This is a genomic window from Paenibacillus soyae (assembly GCF_024623455.1).
In the GTDB taxonomy this organism is placed as follows: domain Bacteria; phylum Bacillota; class Bacilli; order Paenibacillales; family Paenibacillaceae; genus Pristimantibacillus; species Pristimantibacillus soyae.
The window spans coordinates 235,699-253,036 of record NZ_JANIPJ010000007.1 but is presented as its reverse complement, the minus strand read 5'-3'; the positions used below and the strand labels follow the sequence as shown (position 1 = coordinate 253,036).

Annotated in this window: 16 protein-coding genes and 1 pseudogene; 4 read left to right on the top strand and 13 right to left on the bottom strand. The window is 55.9% G+C overall.

Features of this window, described 5'->3' with window-relative positions; all coding sequences use genetic code 11:
• Positions 1 to 56: 56 nt before the first annotated feature.
• The 5 genes from NQZ67_RS12320 to NQZ67_RS12300 form a co-directional block, all read right to left on the bottom strand.
• Positions 57 to 845, bottom strand: coding sequence for a response regulator transcription factor (locus tag NQZ67_RS12320; protein WP_257445829.1), 789 nt, complete (start codon positions 843 to 845; stop codon positions 57 to 59).
• A gap of 3 nt (positions 846 to 848) precedes the next feature.
• Positions 849 to 2,615, bottom strand: a complete 1,767-nt coding sequence (locus NQZ67_RS12315; RefSeq protein WP_257445938.1) for a cache domain-containing sensor histidine kinase — start codon at positions 2,613 to 2,615, stop codon at positions 849 to 851.
• A gap of 151 nt (positions 2,616 to 2,766) precedes the next feature.
• Positions 2,767 to 2,964: a twin-arginine translocase TatA/TatE family subunit gene (locus NQZ67_RS12310; protein WP_257445827.1), complete on the bottom strand. Its 198-nt coding sequence runs from the start codon at positions 2,962 to 2,964 to the stop codon at positions 2,767 to 2,769.
• Positions 2,965 to 2,990: 26 nt separating this feature from the next.
• Positions 2,991 to 3,545, bottom strand: coding sequence for a RidA family protein (locus tag NQZ67_RS12305; RefSeq protein WP_257445826.1), 555 nt, complete (start codon positions 3,543 to 3,545; stop codon positions 2,991 to 2,993).
• Between the two features lie 20 nt (positions 3,546 to 3,565).
• Complete coding sequence (locus tag NQZ67_RS12300) at positions 3,566 to 5,167, bottom strand: flavin monoamine oxidase family protein (RefSeq protein ID WP_257445825.1); 1,602 nt, start codon at positions 5,165 to 5,167, stop codon at positions 3,566 to 3,568.
• Between the two features lie 340 nt (positions 5,168 to 5,507).
• On the opposite strand from NQZ67_RS12300, the gene NQZ67_RS12295 reads away from it, so the two are divergent.
• The 3 genes from NQZ67_RS12295 (at position 5,508) to NQZ67_RS12285 (ending at position 7,832) form a co-directional block, all read left to right on the top strand.
• Positions 5,508 to 5,771 (top strand): MerR family transcriptional regulator, encoded by a 264-nt coding sequence (locus tag NQZ67_RS12295; protein WP_257445824.1) that lies wholly within the window; start codon positions 5,508 to 5,510, stop codon positions 5,769 to 5,771.
• Positions 5,768 to 6,514, top strand: a complete 747-nt coding sequence (tatC, locus tag NQZ67_RS12290) for a twin-arginine translocase subunit TatC (protein WP_257445822.1) — start codon at positions 5,768 to 5,770, stop codon at positions 6,512 to 6,514. Before NQZ67_RS12295 ends, tatC begins: the two co-directional genes overlap by 4 nt.
• Before the next feature lie 460 nt (positions 6,515 to 6,974).
• On the top strand, positions 6,975 to 7,832 hold the full coding sequence (locus NQZ67_RS12285) for a Cof-type HAD-IIB family hydrolase (protein WP_257445821.1): 858 nt from the start codon (positions 6,975 to 6,977) through the stop codon (positions 7,830 to 7,832).
• A 76-nt stretch (positions 7,833 to 7,908) separates the two neighbouring features.
• Here the strand turns inward: NQZ67_RS12285 and NQZ67_RS12280 are convergent, their stop codons facing one another.
• The 6 genes and pseudogenes from NQZ67_RS12280 to NQZ67_RS12255 all read right to left on the bottom strand — a co-directional run bounded on the left by NQZ67_RS12280 (position 7,909) and on the right by NQZ67_RS12255 (position 13,069).
• Positions 7,909 to 8,946 carry a leucine-rich repeat domain-containing protein gene (locus tag NQZ67_RS12280; protein ID WP_257445819.1) on the bottom strand — a complete coding sequence of 346 codons (1,038 nt, stop codon included), beginning with the start codon at positions 8,944 to 8,946 and terminating at the stop codon, positions 7,909 to 7,911.
• Positions 8,924 to 9,067, bottom strand: a pseudogene (locus NQZ67_RS12275) (hypothetical protein); the annotation flags it as partial. The gene NQZ67_RS12280 and the pseudogene NQZ67_RS12275, both read right to left, overlap by 23 nt.
• Before the next feature lie 19 nt (positions 9,068 to 9,086).
• Entirely contained in the window at positions 9,087 to 9,623 is a 537-nt protein-coding gene (locus tag NQZ67_RS12270) for a histidine phosphatase family protein (RefSeq protein WP_257445818.1), read from the bottom strand.
• A 152-nt stretch (positions 9,624 to 9,775) separates the two neighbouring features.
• Positions 9,776 to 11,023 (bottom strand): hypothetical protein, encoded by a 1,248-nt coding sequence (locus tag NQZ67_RS12265; RefSeq protein ID WP_257445817.1) that lies wholly within the window; start codon positions 11,021 to 11,023, stop codon positions 9,776 to 9,778.
• A gap of 165 nt (positions 11,024 to 11,188) precedes the next feature.
• Positions 11,189 to 12,109 (bottom strand): EamA family transporter, encoded by a 921-nt coding sequence (locus tag NQZ67_RS12260; protein WP_257445816.1) that lies wholly within the window; start codon positions 12,107 to 12,109, stop codon positions 11,189 to 11,191.
• A 111-nt stretch (positions 12,110 to 12,220) separates the two neighbouring features.
• On the bottom strand, positions 12,221 to 13,069 hold the full coding sequence (locus tag NQZ67_RS12255) for a helix-turn-helix transcriptional regulator (RefSeq protein ID WP_257445814.1): 849 nt from the start codon (positions 13,067 to 13,069) through the stop codon (positions 12,221 to 12,223).
• Positions 13,070 to 13,210: 141 nt separating this feature from the next.
• On the opposite strand from NQZ67_RS12255, the gene NQZ67_RS12250 reads away from it, so the two are divergent.
• Positions 13,211 to 15,283 (top strand): beta-galactosidase, encoded by a 2,073-nt coding sequence (locus NQZ67_RS12250; RefSeq protein ID WP_257445812.1) that lies wholly within the window; start codon positions 13,211 to 13,213, stop codon positions 15,281 to 15,283.
• 348 nt (positions 15,284 to 15,631) lie between these two features.
• Here the strand turns inward: NQZ67_RS12250 and NQZ67_RS12245 are convergent, their stop codons facing one another.
• Entirely contained in the window at positions 15,632 to 16,576 is a 945-nt protein-coding gene (locus NQZ67_RS12245; protein ID WP_257445810.1) for an AraC family transcriptional regulator, read from the bottom strand.
• A gap of 43 nt (positions 16,577 to 16,619) precedes the next feature.
• On the bottom strand, positions 16,620 to 17,336 hold the full coding sequence (locus tag NQZ67_RS12240; RefSeq protein ID WP_257445808.1) for an SDR family NAD(P)-dependent oxidoreductase: 717 nt from the start codon (positions 17,334 to 17,336) through the stop codon (positions 16,620 to 16,622).
• Positions 17,337 to 17,338 lie beyond the last annotated feature (2 nt).

The window sequence follows — 17,338 nt, the reverse complement described above, 5'->3', positions numbered from 1 at the left end:
TGTAGCAACGTGCCCATCCGGCGATAAGGTCATGCACATTGGGAAAAGTTCTACTTTTATTGGATCCTCTCCCCGGATTCCGAGACGCTCTTCCGGTATTGTCCAGGACTGCTGCCTTCCAGAGAACGAAATACTTTCACGAAATATTTGTCCGTCTGATAGCCTACTTGCTCGGCGATTTGCGAGACAGACAGGCTTGTCCCGCCAAGGAGCTCTTTCGCTCTCTGAATTCTGCGCCGGGTTACGTATTCCGTAAACGTAAGCCCCGTCTGCTCCTTGAACAGCACGCTGAAATAGCTTGCGTTCATGTGCAGCGCCTCGGCTACATCCTTCAAAGAAATCGCCTCCGCAAGGCGCTCTTCGATATAGCGGATCGCTTCCTGGACTTGCGGACTGTATACTTTCGCATTCTCGGCAGTCTCTAGCAACTTCTTATCGATTAACTTCTCCATGCGCTCGATCCGGTGCAATTCCTCCTCGCGCTTCAGGGCTAGTTCAACCGCTTGAACAAGCCTTATTTTGTCCAGCGGCTTGAGCAAATATTCCATCACGCCGTATTGCAGCGCCTTCTGCGCATAATCGAATTCCGGATGCCCGGAAATGATGATCGTGACGGGGGGATGGGACATGGCGCTTGTTTTTTCGATTAGATCCAGCCCGCCCACCTCCGGCATGCGAATATCGGTGATCAGAAGATTCGCTGCATGTTCTTGCATCCATTCGAGCGCTTCCACTCCGCTCGAAGCCGTCATGATCCGGTGCTTCCCGCCGGACCATGCCTCCAACACTTTGCGTATGCCTTCCCGCGTTCTCGGTTCATCGTCTACGACCAATATCGTCTTCAACCTTTATCTCCCCTTAAGCTCGTTCGGTATCCGGAAAGCCATCGTCGTCCCCCGGCCTTCCTCGCTTCGAATTTCCAAGCCGTCCGTTTCATCCTCGTAATACAGCCTTAGCCTTCTCTCAACGTTTGCGAGCCCGACGCCCGTACCTTTCGCTTCCGCTGCGCCCGCATAGCCTAGTTCAAGGTTCGCGAGCAAGGAACGGAGCTTGTCCTCGTCCATGCCCGGCCCGTCATCCGATACTTCGATTCGCGTATAGCCCGGCCGTTCGCAAGGCATGACTTTCAGTGCGATCGTTCCGTGACCGACCCTTTGCTCCACCCCATGGAGAATCGCATTCTCGACGAGAGGCTGGACGAGCAGCTTCGGAATCGGCGTCCGCCGACTCGCTTCGTCGGCCTCGATGCGCCATGACAGCCTGTCCATCATCCGCATCTTCATGATTTTCAAATAACGTTCGGCATGGTCCAGCTCGTCGCTCACCGTTACCCATTCATCCTCGTCCGCCCGGCTTATGACATACCGGAACAAACCAGACATCGCAACGACGACCTGGGCGAGCTCCTCATCCCCCTTTTCGTCCAGCGCCCAATAGAACGCCTCCAGCGTGTTGAACAAAAAATGCGGATTAATTTGCGCCTGCAGCGCCTTAAGCTCGGTTCGGCTCTGAATGATTTCCTTCTGGTAGACGACCTCGATCATCTCGTTCAGCGACGCGACCATTTGATTGTAAGTATTGCCGAGCTCGTCGATTTCCATCGTGGCGGACGTCACGGGAATCGGCTTCAGCGTACCGAATCTCGCGTTCCGCATAGCTTTGATCAGATTCAGTATCGGACGGGTAATCATCGTCGACAGAATAAACGTCAGAATAAGGAAGAGCACGCCACCCACCACGACCGATACGATAATGGCCGTTCGCAGCACCGTAATGCCTTCCATCACGTAGGATACCGGCGTCAGAATAACGATGTTCCACCCCGTCTTCTCCGATCGCTTCTTCACGACAAAATAATCTTCGCCGTCGAGCGAGGCCGTCTCTCCCATTCCTTCTTGCAGCCGGCTGGCCATAAACGCTTCGTCCGCAAAATCGGATGCGATAATGCGCCCCTCGCCGTCGATCAGCCCCATCGACTCCCGATTCGAGATGGCAGCGCTTGCAGGGTTAACAGCCTCCGTCAACCCGAAATAGCTTTTTTCGATATGGACCATGATATAGCCGCCGAACGAAAACGAGCGGTCGACGAGGCGCACCTGGCGCATCGCGATCACGACGTCCGGAAACCGCTCGTCCAGCCCGAGCCAGACAATATCGCCCCTGGCGTCGTTCACCTTCGTGATCCAGTCGATGGGCACCCGGCTCAGCAGGTTAACGTCCGTCAGCGGCAGCAGCCGTTCGAAATCGGCCGAATAAATTTCGATCGAGCGGATACCCGTGGCGTAAGCTTCTTCCTTGCGCACCTCCTGCTGAAGAAGCTGCCTTTCCGCGAAGCTGATCTCGCCGCCGTCGATTTTATTTGCAAGCATTCGCTGCACCTGGGCGCTTGTCGCGATTTCCGCCGTGAACGTATCGATGCCCCTCAGCAGAACGTCGAGCTTGCCCGTCGCTTGAACCGCGGTTTGCTGAATGTGTTTTTCGGCGTTGTTTTTCAGCAGGACGGATACCTGATCGTAGGCATAATAGCCGACCGAAGCGAGCACCATGACCATAATGAACATAAATCCGATAAAGATTTGGTTGCGAAGCGTATTGATACTTCCCCAGCTCCCCAGCACCGCTTGCGCCTCCTTCCTAGTGATCCGTAGCCATTACTATACACAAATGCGACGCCAAAAAGAAATCCCCCTCGCGCAAAAAAACAGCCGTCCTCCTCCTATTGGAGGGGAACGGCTGTCTCGGAATGGAGCGTTTGCGGTCATCCGGTCAGCTTTGCTTGACCGTTTCCTGCTTTTCGACGACATCCTCTTTCGTGTCGGACACCAGCTCTTTGGCGGAGGACTTAAACTCGTGAAGCGTTCGTCCGACCGCCCGGCCAAGCTCCGGCAGCTTCGACGGTCCGAATATGATGAGCACCACGACCAATATCATAAGCAATCCCGGAAATCCAATGTTTTGAAGCATCAGCATTCTCCCCTTTGCGTGTTCATTTAATCTTGTTTATGCTTCTTCGGGTAAGCGGCGACCGCCTCGATCTCGATGAGCCAATCCGAATTGACGAGTCCCGCCACACCGACGGTGGACCTTGCCGTCTTGACCGGATTAGCTTCCGTGTTGAAAAATTTCGCGTACGCGTTGAACCAGCCCGTGTAATCGAACTTCCCGTCCAGCGCCGCGTCCGGAGTGACGTATACCCGGAGATAAATGACGTCGTTCAGGGACAGCCCTTGCTCCTTCAGCTGCTTCTCGATGTTCAACAGAATGCCTTCGGCCTGCTTCTCCGTGTTGCCGTAACGCTCGTATACCGTCTTGCCGTCCTTGTTGAGCAGGGGCGGAACCGTGCCGCTTGTCATGAAGGTGGCCACGCCTTCCGGCACCGCTACCGCGCTGGCGATGGACGAGCTCGGACTTCCGTAGAACTCTGGCTCGTGGATCGGCGTCAGCGGAAGCTTATTCGGCGTAGCGGCCGCATAGACGGAAGCTCCCAAGAAGCAGGATACCAAAGCCGTCGCTACAATAACTTTCAGGTTGCGTTTCAATTCCATCGTTTCACGACCTCTCTTTTTTATTCCTTCATAACGCGCTCGTTAATGTCGGTGACGACCGCCCGGGCCGATTCGATCCCTCCCGCCATCCATGCCGTAATGTAGCTGATATGCTCGCCCGCCAGGTACACTCTTCGGTCCGGCTTGCAAAGCGTCGGATAGACGGTCTGGCGCTGATCGCCGGAGTAGGATACCCAGCCGCCTTCGTTGTATTTGATTTTTTTCCAATCGACGGAGAATGAGGACTCGAATTCCTTGAAGTATTGCGGATGAATCTTCGCGCCTTGCTTCAGCGCGTGCGCCTCCCGTTCCTGGAACGTCATCTTGCCGAGGCTGTCCGCGTTCCCGCCAAAGGCGTAATAGCCAAGGAGCAGGCCTTTTTTCTGCATGTAACCTGTCGGCGGGTAATAGATCGACGAAATATCCATATTGGTCAGCGTGTTACCGCCGTAGATTTGCTCGTCCTCTTCCCAGAAACGGCGCTTGAACTGCAAGCCGATCTTGCCTGCCGAAGCGTAGCCGACGCTGTCGATCGCCTTCTTCATATCCGGCGAGAAGTCCGCCTTGATCTTCTTCAGAACGGACAGCGGGATCGTGCAAATGCAATACTCCCCTTCGATTTGACTCGTCTCGCCCGTGGCGAGATTTTTGTAGCTGACCGTTACGCCGCTGCCGCTTTGTTTGATTTCGGTCACTTCCGAATGGAACTTGATCTTGCCCTTCAGCCGTTTCTCGAACGCGTTCGAGATCGCGTCCATGCCGCCGACCGGATGGAACATCATCATCTGCTGATCGTAGCCGTATTCGCTGCTTAAATAGTTGCCGAAGCCAGAGTTGATTATGGCCTTCATGCTGAACGGATCCCGAATGACGCCGGCATCGAGACGCGCGCCTGGCTCATCCTTGTAGCCGCCGCGCGATGAGCCTTTGTAGAACAAATCCGCGTCCAGCCCGCCCTCAGACCGGAGATACGCGACGAGCTTCTCCTTCTCTTCCGGCGTGAGGGGCATGTTCAGCGCGTTCTGATTCACGGCCTTCGCCATCAGCTCGCTGACATAGCCCCGTATATCCGCTTTGGCCTCGCGCTTCCTTACTTTCCGGTCCGATAGCTCGCCGGCTTTCTCGTTATAGTAATAAGCATGGTCGTTCACGTTGCCGAACGGTTCGATCGGAATCCCGAATTTGCGAATGTACTCCATCGTGACGTGGAATTGCGGAATCCGCATCGGCCCCGCATTCAGGTAGAGACCGTCGTCGAACCTCGCCACCTGCTTGGCCGCGCCGAGCTCCGCTACCGTCGTGCCCCGGCGAACCGACCAGATCCGGCCCCCCGAACGGGCACGGGCTTCCAGGATGGTGCAGTCGTAGCCCGCCAGCCCCAGCTCGTATGCGGCCGTCATGCCCGCAACCCCCGCTCCGAGGATGACGACCTTCTTGCCGTTCCGCTTGGTCATCGCGAGCTCGTTCTTATCCGGCGGCTCGTAATCCGCCGCCTTCAGCGTCTCCGGCGTCAACAGCCCCAATGTCCCCATCATGCTGAACACCGCCGCGCCTCCGCCTAGCTTCCCTACCGTGCTTAGAAATTGCCGCCTGGACATCTCCGGCGTCTTGGTCGATTCCATCCCGCTCACTCCCATTCATCGGCTTCGTTGTGGACCCACCGAGAAGATAACATGGGGAATTCGCTCATGACCAAAATTTTGTAAGGATTTCTTACATAAAAAATTTCTTCAATGGAATGGCGATTCGATAAACTTCCTAAATATGGGCTAATCCTCCTATAGAAATCACATAATTTATTCCATATTTGATTTTGTTAGTTCGCAATGACCATTGTCAAACGGAAAGGACACTTGCTAAAATCTCACCCAACAGCAATTAATGTGAAGTATCCTGACGTGTATGTAACAAGATGTAAGTGCTCGTTCGAAAAGTTCAACATTCGATCTAGGAGGCGAGGCTATGAGTCTTAAGGTCATGAGCATTGGTACTGTGAAACAACTGACGGGATTGACGGAGCGCCAAATTCGCTATTACGAGGACAGACAGCTTGTATTTCCGGAGAGATCGTCGGGCGGCTCGAGGAAATTTTCGTTCGAGGACGTGGAGCTGCTGAAGGAAATTCATCGGAAGCTTAGAGACGGCTTCCATACGTTCGAGCTTCGTAAAAGCATGGTGAAAGAGAGAAGCGCGCGCGATCGGCGCGAAGGAGGCAGGCGAGTATGAACAAGATGCCCCTCATGCCGCTGCTCAGCCATATCGTAGAGCTCCGCAAGCAGCTGATCGCCATCCTGATCGTGTTCGCCGTCTGCTTGGCCGGGGGCCTGTTCGCCGCTCCTTATGTACTGGATTATATCAAGAGCAGCCCGCCAGCCTCCGGACTCGAATGGAATGTGTTCTCTCCGTTCGACGGCGTCCGCATGTACATGAACATCGCGCTTGTCATCGCCTCGATCGTGACGTTACCCACCGCCCTCTATTTGCTGTGGGGCTTCGTGAAGCAAGGCTTGCATCCCCATGAACGTTCGGCCGCGCTGCGGTATGTACCCTATAGCGCGGTTAGCCTAATAATCGGCATCGCCTTCGGCTATTCCGTGTTGCTGCCCATCAGCTATGCTTTCGTCAGCGATATTTCAACCAAACTGAACCTCGTTGAAACATACGGCGCTACGCAATATTTCAGCTTCATGCTGAATATCGTGCTGCCGATCGCGGCCGCCTTCGAGCTGCCGATCGTCGTCATGTTCCTCACGCGGATCGGCCTGCTCACGCCCGACCGTCTCCGCAAGTCCCGCCGATACGCGTACTTGGTGCTCGTAATCGTCGCGAATTTGATCTCGCCGCCGGACTTCGTGTCGGCGTTCATTATCTTGATTCCGCTCTGCGGCTTGTTCGAGCTGAGCGTGCTGCTTTCGCGCTCCGCGTTCCGCAAGCGAGCCGCGCTGCAGGCGGAGCTGCCCGCGGTGTAACGCGCGGCGGGAGGGTCGCGAGGACGGAGGGCGCGCAGGGAGGGCCCGCAAGCGGAGGCGCGGGTGGCCGCGCTACGCAGGCAGGAGAGGCAATGCGGGATGCGAGGGGCAGCCGCCCCCTCACTCCAATAACGACACCTCTGATCGTTACTACGCCGCCTTGCCCCCTGCTCGCTCCAATAGCGACACCTTTGATCGTTACCGTCCTGCGTGGCCGCCCGCTCGCTCCAATAACGACACCTCTGATCGTTACTGTCCTGCGCGGCCGCCCGTTCGTTCCAATAACGTCACCTCTGATCGTTACTACGCCGCCTTGTCCGCTGCTCGCTCCAATAACGACACCTCTGATCGTTACTCCCCCGCGCAGCGCACTCGCTGTCCGCCATATTGACGCCTCGCGCGCCCTGTGCGATGCTGTATGGATAATCATTCCATTAGTAATCGGAGGGCGAATCTCGCAATGACATCCTATATTCTAACCGACCTGGACGGCACGCTGCTCCGTTCGGACGCCACATTGTCGCCAGCCTCGAAGCAAGTCATGACTCAGGCCATTGAGGCCGGCGCCATCATCGGTTACGCGACTGCGCGAAGCTACATCAGCTCGAACCGCGCAGTCGGCGCGATTCCCTGGAAGCATCCGCTCGTTCTATACAACGGCGCCATGCTGATCGACCCGCTGACGCAGCAGGTCATCGACGGCGCTTGGCTGGAGAGGGAAATTACGAACGAAATCGTGGCCATCGGCCAAACATACGGGCTAACTCCGTTGCTGTTCGCTCTGGATTCGGATGACCAAGAGAAGGTGTTCCACGAACGGTTGAGCCGGACAGGCGACTTGGCCTTCTACGCAAGCCGCCCGAACGATCCGCGCTTCACGGAGCTCGAGCAGCTGACTTGTCCCGAGACCTGCCGCACGCTGATCATCACCTACATTGGTTACTTGGAGGAGCTGGAGTCTCTAGAAGCCCATATTCGAGGGCAGTACGGAAACCGCGTGTGTATCCACATCATGAAGGACAACTACATCCATAATCACTATTTCCTCGAATTCAGCCATCCGGACGCGAACAAAAAAGAAGGCGCGCGAAAGTGGGCCTCTTACGTCGGCTGCAAGCCGGAGCAGCTAACCGTGTTCGGAGATAACTTGAACGACATCGGCCTGTTCGAAGCAGCAGGGGCCCGCGTGGCGGTAGCGAACGCGCATCCCGCTCTAGCAGCAATGGCGACGCATCATACCCAAAGCAATAACGATGACGGCGTCGCGCAGTTTATTGTTGAGCTGATGGATTCGGCAGCTCGTAGAGAAACCATCTGATTACCAAGACAAAGAGGCAGCTATGGACCAACTTTCCGTCCTTGGCTGCCCCTTTTCGCTTCCCCCGACATGAAATTTAATACAACCCCTCTGACACGCTTACATGTTTCAGCTGCTTCATCCGCTTAAGGAAGGCCGGCTTCCGCTTGATCTTGCAGCTTCCCACATTCAGCACCCGCAGCCGCTTCAGCTTCTCAAGCTCTGGAGGCAGCTTATGAATCGCGGAGTATTGAATCGTCAGCTCCTTCAGCATCTGAAGCTCGCCGATTTCCGGCGGAATGCGGTTCAGGCTGATTTCCTCCTTCGGCTTGACCTTCCAGCCGGGCGCGGGCCGGTCCGAGCTCCCGCAATAAATGCGAAGCTCCTTCAAGCTCTTCAGCTTGGCAATGGATGCGGGAATGCCCTCCAAATCGGCCGTCATGATTGCCAACCGTTCCAGCTTGCTTAGCTCGAATAGCCCTTCCGGCAGGCGGTACAGATCCTGTTCGAACACCTCCAGCTCGCGGAGCTCCGTTAACTCCTTGATTCGCTCCGGCAGCTCCGTAAGTCTATGTCCGCTTATATACAGCTTGTCGGTGCGATGCTTGATCGCATCGTCAAGCAGATACTCCAAATCCTGGTGACGCTCCAATTCCAGAAAAAGCCCCGTAACCCGATCCATCAGCTCGAGAGCCTCTGTCTCCGTCACATCCATGCCGTACATCTTCTCATGAACGATGGAGAAGAGATAGTCCCCGTCGCCTTCCTTCAAAAAGCACAAGTCTTCCGGCAAATGAGGATAGATCCAATCCGCCAGCCGGTTCGCCGCTCGCTTCAGCACTAACCCGCTTTCTTCGCAGCATTTGTACATGTGGTAGGTTCCCGCGGTATAAAAGGCATCGCTGCGGTACGCTCTCTGCATCTGTATAATTTCGTCCATGCCGGCATCCTGAAGCTCGATTGTTTTCACCAGATAGGGCCTCAACGCCTCCACTACATCGTTGTAGCCGCCACTTCGCATTATGCCGGCCCAACCACCAACATGCTCCTTGAGCACAAAGCATTCCGAGGTTCTAATCGCCAAATCGATAGCTTGCTCGTAAGCCTCTCCTCTAGGATCGGTATACAATCTCATTCCGCGTATCTCCCCTCCCCAAATAATCGAGCACGATGCTTACCCGCTCGTTAACCGAATGTTCTCCTTCGAACCTCAAGATCGGACAAGCCAGATCGGCCATCCAATGTTCATGCAAAGACGCGCCCATAATATGAATTCTATTTTTCAAACTCGTATTCTCTCCATTCGCCATTCCCCAAATAGTAAGCGTAAAACTCTTCATTCAAAAGCTCGTTGAAATAGGCGTGTATCACTCTGCAGACACTGCCGTGAGAAACGAGCAGCACCTGTTCATTCCTGTACTTCTCTTTCGTCTCATCTAACAAATTGAATACCCGCTGGGATACTTGAAGGATTGATTCTCCGCCGGATAATCGGTTTGGGAATTGGGATTTGGCTTGCTTAAAGCTTTCGTCCTTCCGGTTTGCCCCTTCGAATATCCCATAATTTTGTTCAACGAGCCTATGATCTACAAGAGCCTCCTTTTGCAGTCTCCGCGCAATGATTTCCGCCGTCTTCCTTGCCCTGCTCAGCGGCGAAGATATAATGATATCCAGCCGCTTCTCCGCTAGTTTTTCGGCCATTAACTCCGCTTGTTCGACTCCATGGGACGTTAATTCAACATCCGTCACTCCGCATACTCGATCTGCCGCGTTCCATTCCGTCTGTCCATGCCGCGCCACATATAATTTCAAGTCATCCCCGCCTTATTCCGTAAACCGAGTCACTACTATATTAACCATACCACATTCTGGTAGATTCAATCGAATCCTTGCACACAAAAAGGAGCTGAAGGGGCCGGTTGCCATCACCGTCCAGCAGCTCTCTTCCGTTGTTTCCCAAATCTCTATCGACTAGGCATAATGATATAGCCTCTCGCCTTTCTCGATTTTAAAGCTTTAATCAACTGGTGCTGGAGGGAGGCAGCGCACGTCACCTCAACAACAACTTCGCTTTTGGGACCCGCACTCCCTTTCACTTTTTTCTTGCTCACCGCTAATTCGATCAACAATCCCAAGATGAAACCGCCTGCCAAGCCAATCAACCCCCAAATAATGGGCCCCCAGTGCAAGACGAATCCGTATACAGCCCCTAGCACCGCAAAAATCGTAGCGCCCATCATGGCTCCGTCCAGAACGCTTCGGCCATCGACCCGATGAATGGAGTCAAGGATATGGGTCTCCGACTCCAGGTTTTCAAGCGGCAAAGCCACAATGTTTTGGTGCGGTATTCCGAGCTTCTCGATATCGTGAATGACCATCTCCACGAACGGCGAGTGCTCGAAGGTAGCGATAACTTGTATCGTTTCGGTATGACTCGTGTGCAGTTGTCCCAAATTTTCAGCCCTCACTCTAAGAAATCGTGTTTGCTCGATATCGAATAACGTATTGTTTTCGACGACGGAAGCGTAGGCCTGGTAAACGGCGAAAGCGAACATGGAAGGCAAAAAAAGAAACCACTGCCAATCCACGATCGCGTGAACCCCGTCAAAATCCCCTATGAACGAATAAAGCCATGCGCGAACGGCGTGAGCCTTGTAGCATACAAAGATCCACCAGGCCAACACGAAGGTGCCGACGATCGTGCTGCCGCCGTACAGCTGTCCCAAGCCCGGAGTCAAGAAGGACCAGAACAACCCGGCCATAGGCTTCTTCTTATCCAAAACAATCACATCAAAAAAGCTGACATCCGACGGCGTGATCGGGGCGTCTTCGATTTCGGCCAGCACGTGGCTTTTTTTGATCTCCACGGCGCAGCGATAGCTGTCCCATATGCTGTATAAATAAACCGCCACATAAAGCAGCGCCCACTCCTGGTTGATGCCAGCCTTCGCCTCTTCGAACCTGCCCTGAAAGGACAAGGCAATGGCCATATTCAGATTGGATTGGCCATTGACCACCAGCTCCCATATAATGAGCACAAATCCATGCATGTACTTCCCGATAAACATGTGTCCGAAGCCCGGAAAAGCAGCCGACCACCAAGCCGCGATCCACGGCGTGCGGGGATAGACCGAATTGATGCCGAATACCGATATATGTCCTTTGGAATAGCGGGGTTTAATGCTTCCTGACTGGAAGCTCCGATGCGGCATAGATATCTTCTCCTGCTGATTGGTATCTATGCGTAACTTAACCAATCATTACCTTTATTATCCCGCCAGAGGAGCGCCTTGCAAAAAAAGAAAACAAGGACTGCCTACCGGCGTTTATCGCCGGTAGGCAGTCCTTGTCCTTGCAGCTTATTATGAACGCTATTATTATTCGCCGAATAATCGCATTAAGACTAGACCCGCGAACGCCAGCACGATGCCGGCCAGCTCCGTGCTCTTGAATTTCTCTTTCACCACGAAACGCGTGTACAACAGCATGAGCAGCACGTTCGCCGCCACGACGGCCGATACGAGTCCCGCCTTGCCCAGGTCGAATGCGGTAATGATCAGCATCATCCCGACCGTGTTCGTGATGCCGATCGCCATCCCGACGAAGAACGCGCGCTTATCGCTCCAGCGCGCCGGACTCGCTGCGTCGCCTTTGGGCCCGCTCGTTTCCACCGCCGCGATGACGACGGTTCCCGCAACTCCGGAAGCCGGCATCCGCAGGTCCTTCAGCCACCATAAGCCGAAGCAGGCCGCGCCCGACGTGAACATCATGACCATGGTCGGATAAAGCGATGCTTCCATGATCGTCGACCATTTGCCCGACAGATCGTTCCCCGCGAACAGCAGCATCGCAAGCAGCCCCCATTGCGCTCCTTGCAGATTGCGCAGCGACAAGTCATTGGAATACCGTACGAGCAGCACGCCGCCTACGATCACGAGGAAAGAAACAAGCTGCATCGCGTACAGCCTCTCGTCCCACAACAAATAGGCGACGGCCACGACCACGACGGACGGCAGGGCCGTCAGTATGGCTACGAGCGACGCCTTGCCGACCGCGAACCCTTTGAACATGCTGGCGTTGGCGCCGAATGAGAACAGCCCCATTTGAATGCCGATCAGGCAAGCCGCCGTCCATTCCGCATCCGTCAGCAGAGCGAGCGCCAAATTGATAACCGCGCCCATCGTGAACGTGCCGCATAGCAGTGCATTGCGGCTGAGCGGCTTCTGGCTGGTCCAATGATAGAGAATGCCCCTGAGGCCGAAGCCGATCGCCGCCAAAATCGAATAAGTAAGCCACATTCCGTCAAGCTCTCCCCCCGAGGTCCGTCCCGCTCTATGCGGCGGGCGACATATGCTCCATTCTATCACCGAATCCCGAGGATGGCACCGACAGTTTTCCGTATACGCCGGTTAGGAATGACCATGGCGCCCGTGAAGTTCTCGATAAGCTGACGGGGATAAGCCTTCCGCGCCGCGGAACACGCGGATGAAATAGCTGGCCTGCGAGAATCCGATGCGCTCCGCCACGTCCTTCACGGCGAGCCCCGTCGTGGCGAGCAGCAGCTTGGCTTCCAACAATCGGCACTCGGTCAAATACCGGTTCGGCGTTCTTCCCATTACATCGCGGAACAAGCGGAGGAAATGGTACGGACTGTACCCGGTAAGCTCCGCCATCCGGGCGATGTCCCACGGCTCTTGGCACCGTCCGCGGATCGTGTCCGCCGCTTCGCGAATCTCATTCCGCTTCCGGAGCGTAGCCGCACCCGTAAGGCTTTCGGTATCCTGGTCCAGATGGACGAGCAGCTCGTACAACAGAGCCGAGATGGCCGCTTCGCTCTCCAGACCGAATGGATCGCTCAGCTCGTACATGCGGTCGGTCAGCTCGCGGATTCTTGTCATTCCCGAGAACGAGAACAACCACGCCCCCGCTTCGTCCGCCGCTCTCAATATGCCGGACGGCAAAGCTCCGGTGAAGTGAATCCATCTGACATCCCACGGCTCGGACCGGCTTGAGCCGTATTGCTGGAAGGCTTCCTTCGCGTACAGAAAGCCTTCCCCCGCTTTCAATTCGACCCTCTCTCCCCCATGACCGACCGCATATCCGCTGCCCCCGAATACCAGATGCAGATTGTATTCCTGGAGCGCTCCCGATTCCCTGCGTTCCTCATGCAGCGGGAATTCGGCGTATCGGCCGAACATATCGGGATAACAGACATACAGCGGATACGACGGCTTCGGCACGATGCGATGAATGTGCATGACGCACCTCCTCTCTAATCTCTTTTAGCAATATTGTACTATACTTCGCAAGATGTTGTCATATACGGCAATTGATAAGCGATTTACACTTAAGGCATGGATTAACTTATCGCAATATTTTGACTTGTGGGAGGAACCTGGATGACAGAACATACAAACGCGCTCGATCGGCTAAGCCTTGGCGTCTGCTACTACCCGGAGCACTGGAAGGAGGAGCTGTGGGAGGATGATTTCCGCCGCATGGCGGAGCTCGGCATCTCGATCGTCCGCGTCGGCGAATTCGCCTGGTCGATCTTCGAGCCTGAAGAAGGCGTCTTCTCGTTCGAGCTGTTCGACAGAGCCCTGGACACCGCGCACCGGCACGGACTCCGCATCATTATGGGCACCCCGACGGCTACGCCGCCTGCATGGCTCACGCAGAAATACCCGGAAGTGTTGAACGTCAATTTCAACGGCCAAACGATAGAGCACGGCCTGCGGCGGCATTACAACTACAACAGCCCGAAATATCGGGAGCTGTGCGCGATCGTCGTCCGCAAGATGGCCGAGCATTATCGCGATCATCCGGCCATCGTCGGCTGGCAGATCGACAACGAATTCAATTGCGAGATTTCCGAGTTTTATTCTGAAGCGGACCATGCCGCGTTCCGCGTGTGGCTGCAACGGAAATACGGCAGCCTCGCGGCGCTTAACGAAGCGTGGGGAACGGTATTCTGGAGCCAGACGTACACGGACTGGTCGCAGGTGCATCTGTCCCGTCAGACGACGGCCGGCAAGCAGCCGAATCCGCATCTGTACCTGGACGAGAAACGGTTTATTTCCGACAGCGTCATCGATTTCGCAAAGGTGCAGGTGGATCTGATTCGAGAAATCGCGCCTAATCATTGGATTACAACCAACGGTCTGTTCGGCCATCTCGACAGCCATCGGCTTACCGAGGAGCAGCTCGACTTTTTCAGCTACGATTCTTACCCGCAGTTCTCGACGATCTCCCAGAACCCCGACGAGCAGAATCCGCTGGCCGACCGGGGCTGGAGCCAGACGCTGAGCACGGTTCGCTCCATCTCTCCGCAGTTCTGCGTTATGGAGCAGCAAGCGGGTCCGGGCGGCTGGGTGAACCGGATGGACATGCCGTCGCCGAAGCCAGGCCAGATGAGGCTGTGGACGTACCAGTCCATCGCGCACGGGGCCAACATGGTCGTCTATTTCCGCTGGCGGACCGCCGCATTCGGCCATGAGATGTATTGGCACGGCCTGAACGATTACCATAATCGGGAGAATCGGCGTATCCGGGAGGCGAGAGGCATCGGCCGCGAGCTTGCCGAAGCCGGACCGCGCATCGCCAGTACCTCCTACAAGGCGGAGATCGCGATCGTGCGGGATTACGACAACGAATGGGACGGCGAATACGACATGTGGTATGGCCCGTTCTATTGGAAGAGCCGCAACGAATGGTTTAAAGCGCTGACTCGCCGGCATATTCCGAGCGACAACCTTTATCTTCGGAAGGGGACAACGCTAACGGAGCTGCAGCGTTATAAAGCGCTGATCTATCCGCATGCCGCGATCATGACGGACGAAACGGCGGCTCTGCTCGAGGAGTACGTCAGCCAAGGCGGTATCGTCGTCTTCGCCTGCCGGACCGGCTACAAGGACGAACGAGCCCAATGCTATATGCGCCCGTTCCCGGGTGCGGCCGCCAAGCTGTGCGGCATTTCGGTCGAGGAATTCACGATGGTGAAAGGCACCCGCACCCCGGTCCGCATGAGCTGGCTCGCGGACGAAGCGAACGGAGTCCCCGCTTCGGAGACCGCCGCCGACAGCTTCAACGACGTGCTGCTGACGGAGAGCGAGTCGGCCGAGGTTATAGCGACGTACGCCAGCGACTATTACGCCGGCAAGCCGGCCGTGACGCGCAACACGTTCGGCCAAGGCGAAGCGTGGTACTACGGCGCCGTGTTCGACGATGCTTCCGCGGCGCAGATCATCGCCCGGATCGGCCTGCTCTCGCCGGCGGACGGCGTTCTCGAGCTGCCGCCGCAGGTTGAGCTCGCCATCCGCGAAGACGCCGGCGGCCCGCTGTACTTCCTGCTGAACTATGCGGAGGAGGAGGCTGCAATCACGCTTCGCGAAGCGAAGACGGATCTGCTGACGGGCCGTACGGTAGAGGGCGCGGTCACGCTGGAGGGCTTCGGCGTGCTGATCCTCTCATAAAGAGAGCAAAAGTAAAGAGCCGCCAAGGCGCATGATGCGCCTTGGCGGCTTTTGTTTTTTTCCGTGAGTGCTTGTTGGCGCTCGAAGCGGCTCGAGGCTGCCACTTGTTGCAATTAAGCGCGCCAGAAACGCCTATTTGTCCTCGGAGGCGCAGTCTGAAGCGATTAAGCGTGCGAGAAACGTCTATTGCTCCTCGAGGTGGCAGTCTGGAGCGATTAAGCGTGCCAGAAACGTCTATTGATCCTCAGAGAGGCAGTCTGGAGCAATTAAGCGTGCCAGAAACGCCTATTGCCCCCGGAGGCGTTAGTCTGGAGCGGTTAAGCCGCCAGAAACCTCTATCGGATTCGATCAAAACAACCGTTGTATCTTCTCTATAATAAAACCGCTGTATAGATCCTGGTGCTGCTGCGCTTCCGCCGAAGAGCCCGCCAGCCCGCCGAGCTCGCTGCCCGCTTCGCCCGCGCTGCCCAATATCGTTTTTTTGTACCGAAACGGACTCATCTGGTACTTGTTCCTGAAGCATCGGTTAAACGATTTGACATTCGGAAAGCCGACGCTCAGCGCCAGCTCGGTGACCGTCATCGAGCTTTCGGACAGCAGCAGCTCTACGGCCTTCTGCAGCCTCACCCGGTTCAGGCATTCGGAGAACGTCAGTCCAACCTTGTCCTTGAAGAAGTGCGACAAATAATAGGCGCTCAGAAACTCCTCCTTGGCCACGTCCTTCAAGCTGATCGGCAAATGGTAATTGTCGTTCACGTAAGCGATGATCCGGTTCAGCCGGTTGAAATCCACGGCGGACATGATGTCCGGCGCGTCCAGGCGTGTCCGGTGCGGAACTCTGCGCAGCAAGTCGCTGATGAACTGGTATACATGCGACATCACCTGCGCCTGATACCCCTTCTCCTTCCGGCACATCTCGAGCACGATGCTCGCGAGTCCCCTCTTGATTCTCCGCACGGTCTCCGGATCGATCCACCGCTCGCGCTGCACGATGATTTGGGAGAAGTCATACCCGAAGGGCTTCAGAAAAGCCAGATCCATCTGCACGATCAGAATGGCGTCGGCATAGCCGGGGCAATGGGAGGCATGAATTTCGTTGCTGTTCATGATAAGAATATCGCCTTCCCTGAGCGTGTACCGAGCCTTCGTCGTCTCAATAACGACGGATCCTTCCAGCACGACGAATACTTCCAGCTCCTTGTGCCAGTGGTAGCTGTAGCTCCGGCGGCGGTGCATGACAAGCCGAATGGGCAGATTCTCTTGCAGCTCGATCAATTTGTACGCATATTCCATGCTCATCCTCCTCACCCAGCACGCCGCAGACACATCCGAATCCTTACCAGGGCCACTCTCCGCCTGCCCAATCCTTCATCACAAGCCTATGATCCTCTTCACCCGGTCCGATAAAATAACGCAGAGCCGCTTCCGCCACAACATCTGCTTCGAGCTCCGCCTCCTCGTTCTTCGAGCCGGACATGTACGTCTTCATCCAGCCCGGATGCAGCAGACGGAAGGTATAGCCATCGGCATGCAGATTCTCATGCAGACGCACGGCTCCCATGTTAAGCGCCGCTTTGGACATGCAATAGCCATACCATGCCTCGCGGCTGCAGCGCTCGATGCTGCCCGCTTCCGACGAGACGATGCACTGCCTCTTCATCGTTCCCGCATCCGTCAAGTACAGGAGCGCTTCCGTAACGCGAAGCATGCCAATCGCGTTAATATTGTAGATGCGGATCATATCCTCATAGTTCAACCCGCCCGCAATGGTCAAATCCTTAAGCGAAGTCGACACCGCCGCGTTGTGAATGACGAGGTCGATCGCGTCCGCCGAAGCGCCGGCCAGATTCGCCGCATCCCGTACTGACCGGTCCGAGCCGATATCGAGCGGCACGACGACCGCTCTGCCTTCATGTCGTCCGGCCAGCTCCGTCAGCTCATGCCAGTTCTCCAAGTATCGCCCGGCAATAACCCGCCAGCCACGCTCCAGCAGCCCTCTCGTCAGCTCCAGCCCGAGTCCCCGGTCCGCGCCGGTTACGAATGCCGTATGCATGC

Bases quoted from the DNA above. Each gene is read 5' to 3' on its own strand.
- NQZ67_RS12310 (WP_257445827.1), bottom strand. From the start codon at position 2,964: ATGCTTCAAAACATTGGATTTCCGGGATTGCTTATGATATTGGTCGTG.
- NQZ67_RS12305 (WP_257445826.1), bottom strand. From the start codon at position 3,545: ATGGAATTGAAACGCAACCTGAAAGTTATTGTAGCGACGGCTTTGGTA.
- NQZ67_RS12300 (WP_257445825.1), bottom strand. From the start codon at position 5,167: ATGGAATCGACCAAGACGCCGGAGATGTCCAGGCGGCAATTTCTAAGC.
- NQZ67_RS12295 (WP_257445824.1), top strand. From the start codon at position 5,508: ATGAGTCTTAAGGTCATGAGCATTGGTACTGTGAAACAACTGACGGGA.
- tatC (WP_257445822.1), top strand. From the start codon at position 5,768: ATGAACAAGATGCCCCTCATGCCGCTGCTCAGCCATATCGTAGAGCTC.
- NQZ67_RS12285 (WP_257445821.1), top strand. From the start codon at position 6,975: ATGACATCCTATATTCTAACCGACCTGGACGGCACGCTGCTCCGTTCG.
- NQZ67_RS12280 (WP_257445819.1), bottom strand. From the start codon at position 8,946: ATGAGATTGTATACCGATCCTAGAGGAGAGGCTTACGAGCAAGCTATC.
- NQZ67_RS12265 (WP_257445817.1), bottom strand. From the start codon at position 11,023: ATGCCGCATCGGAGCTTCCAGTCAGGAAGCATTAAACCCCGCTATTCC.
- NQZ67_RS12260 (WP_257445816.1), bottom strand. From the start codon at position 12,109: ATGTGGCTTACTTATTCGATTTTGGCGGCGATCGGCTTCGGCCTCAGG.
- NQZ67_RS12255 (WP_257445814.1), bottom strand. From the start codon at position 13,069: ATGCACATTCATCGCATCGTGCCGAAGCCGTCGTATCCGCTGTATGTC.
- NQZ67_RS12250 (WP_257445812.1), top strand. From the start codon at position 13,211: ATGACAGAACATACAAACGCGCTCGATCGGCTAAGCCTTGGCGTCTGC.
- NQZ67_RS12245 (WP_257445810.1), bottom strand. From the start codon at position 16,576: ATGGAATATGCGTACAAATTGATCGAGCTGCAAGAGAATCTGCCCATT.
- NQZ67_RS12240 (WP_257445808.1), bottom strand. From the start codon at position 17,336: ATGCATACGGCATTCGTAACCGGCGCGGACCGGGGACTCGGGCTGGAG.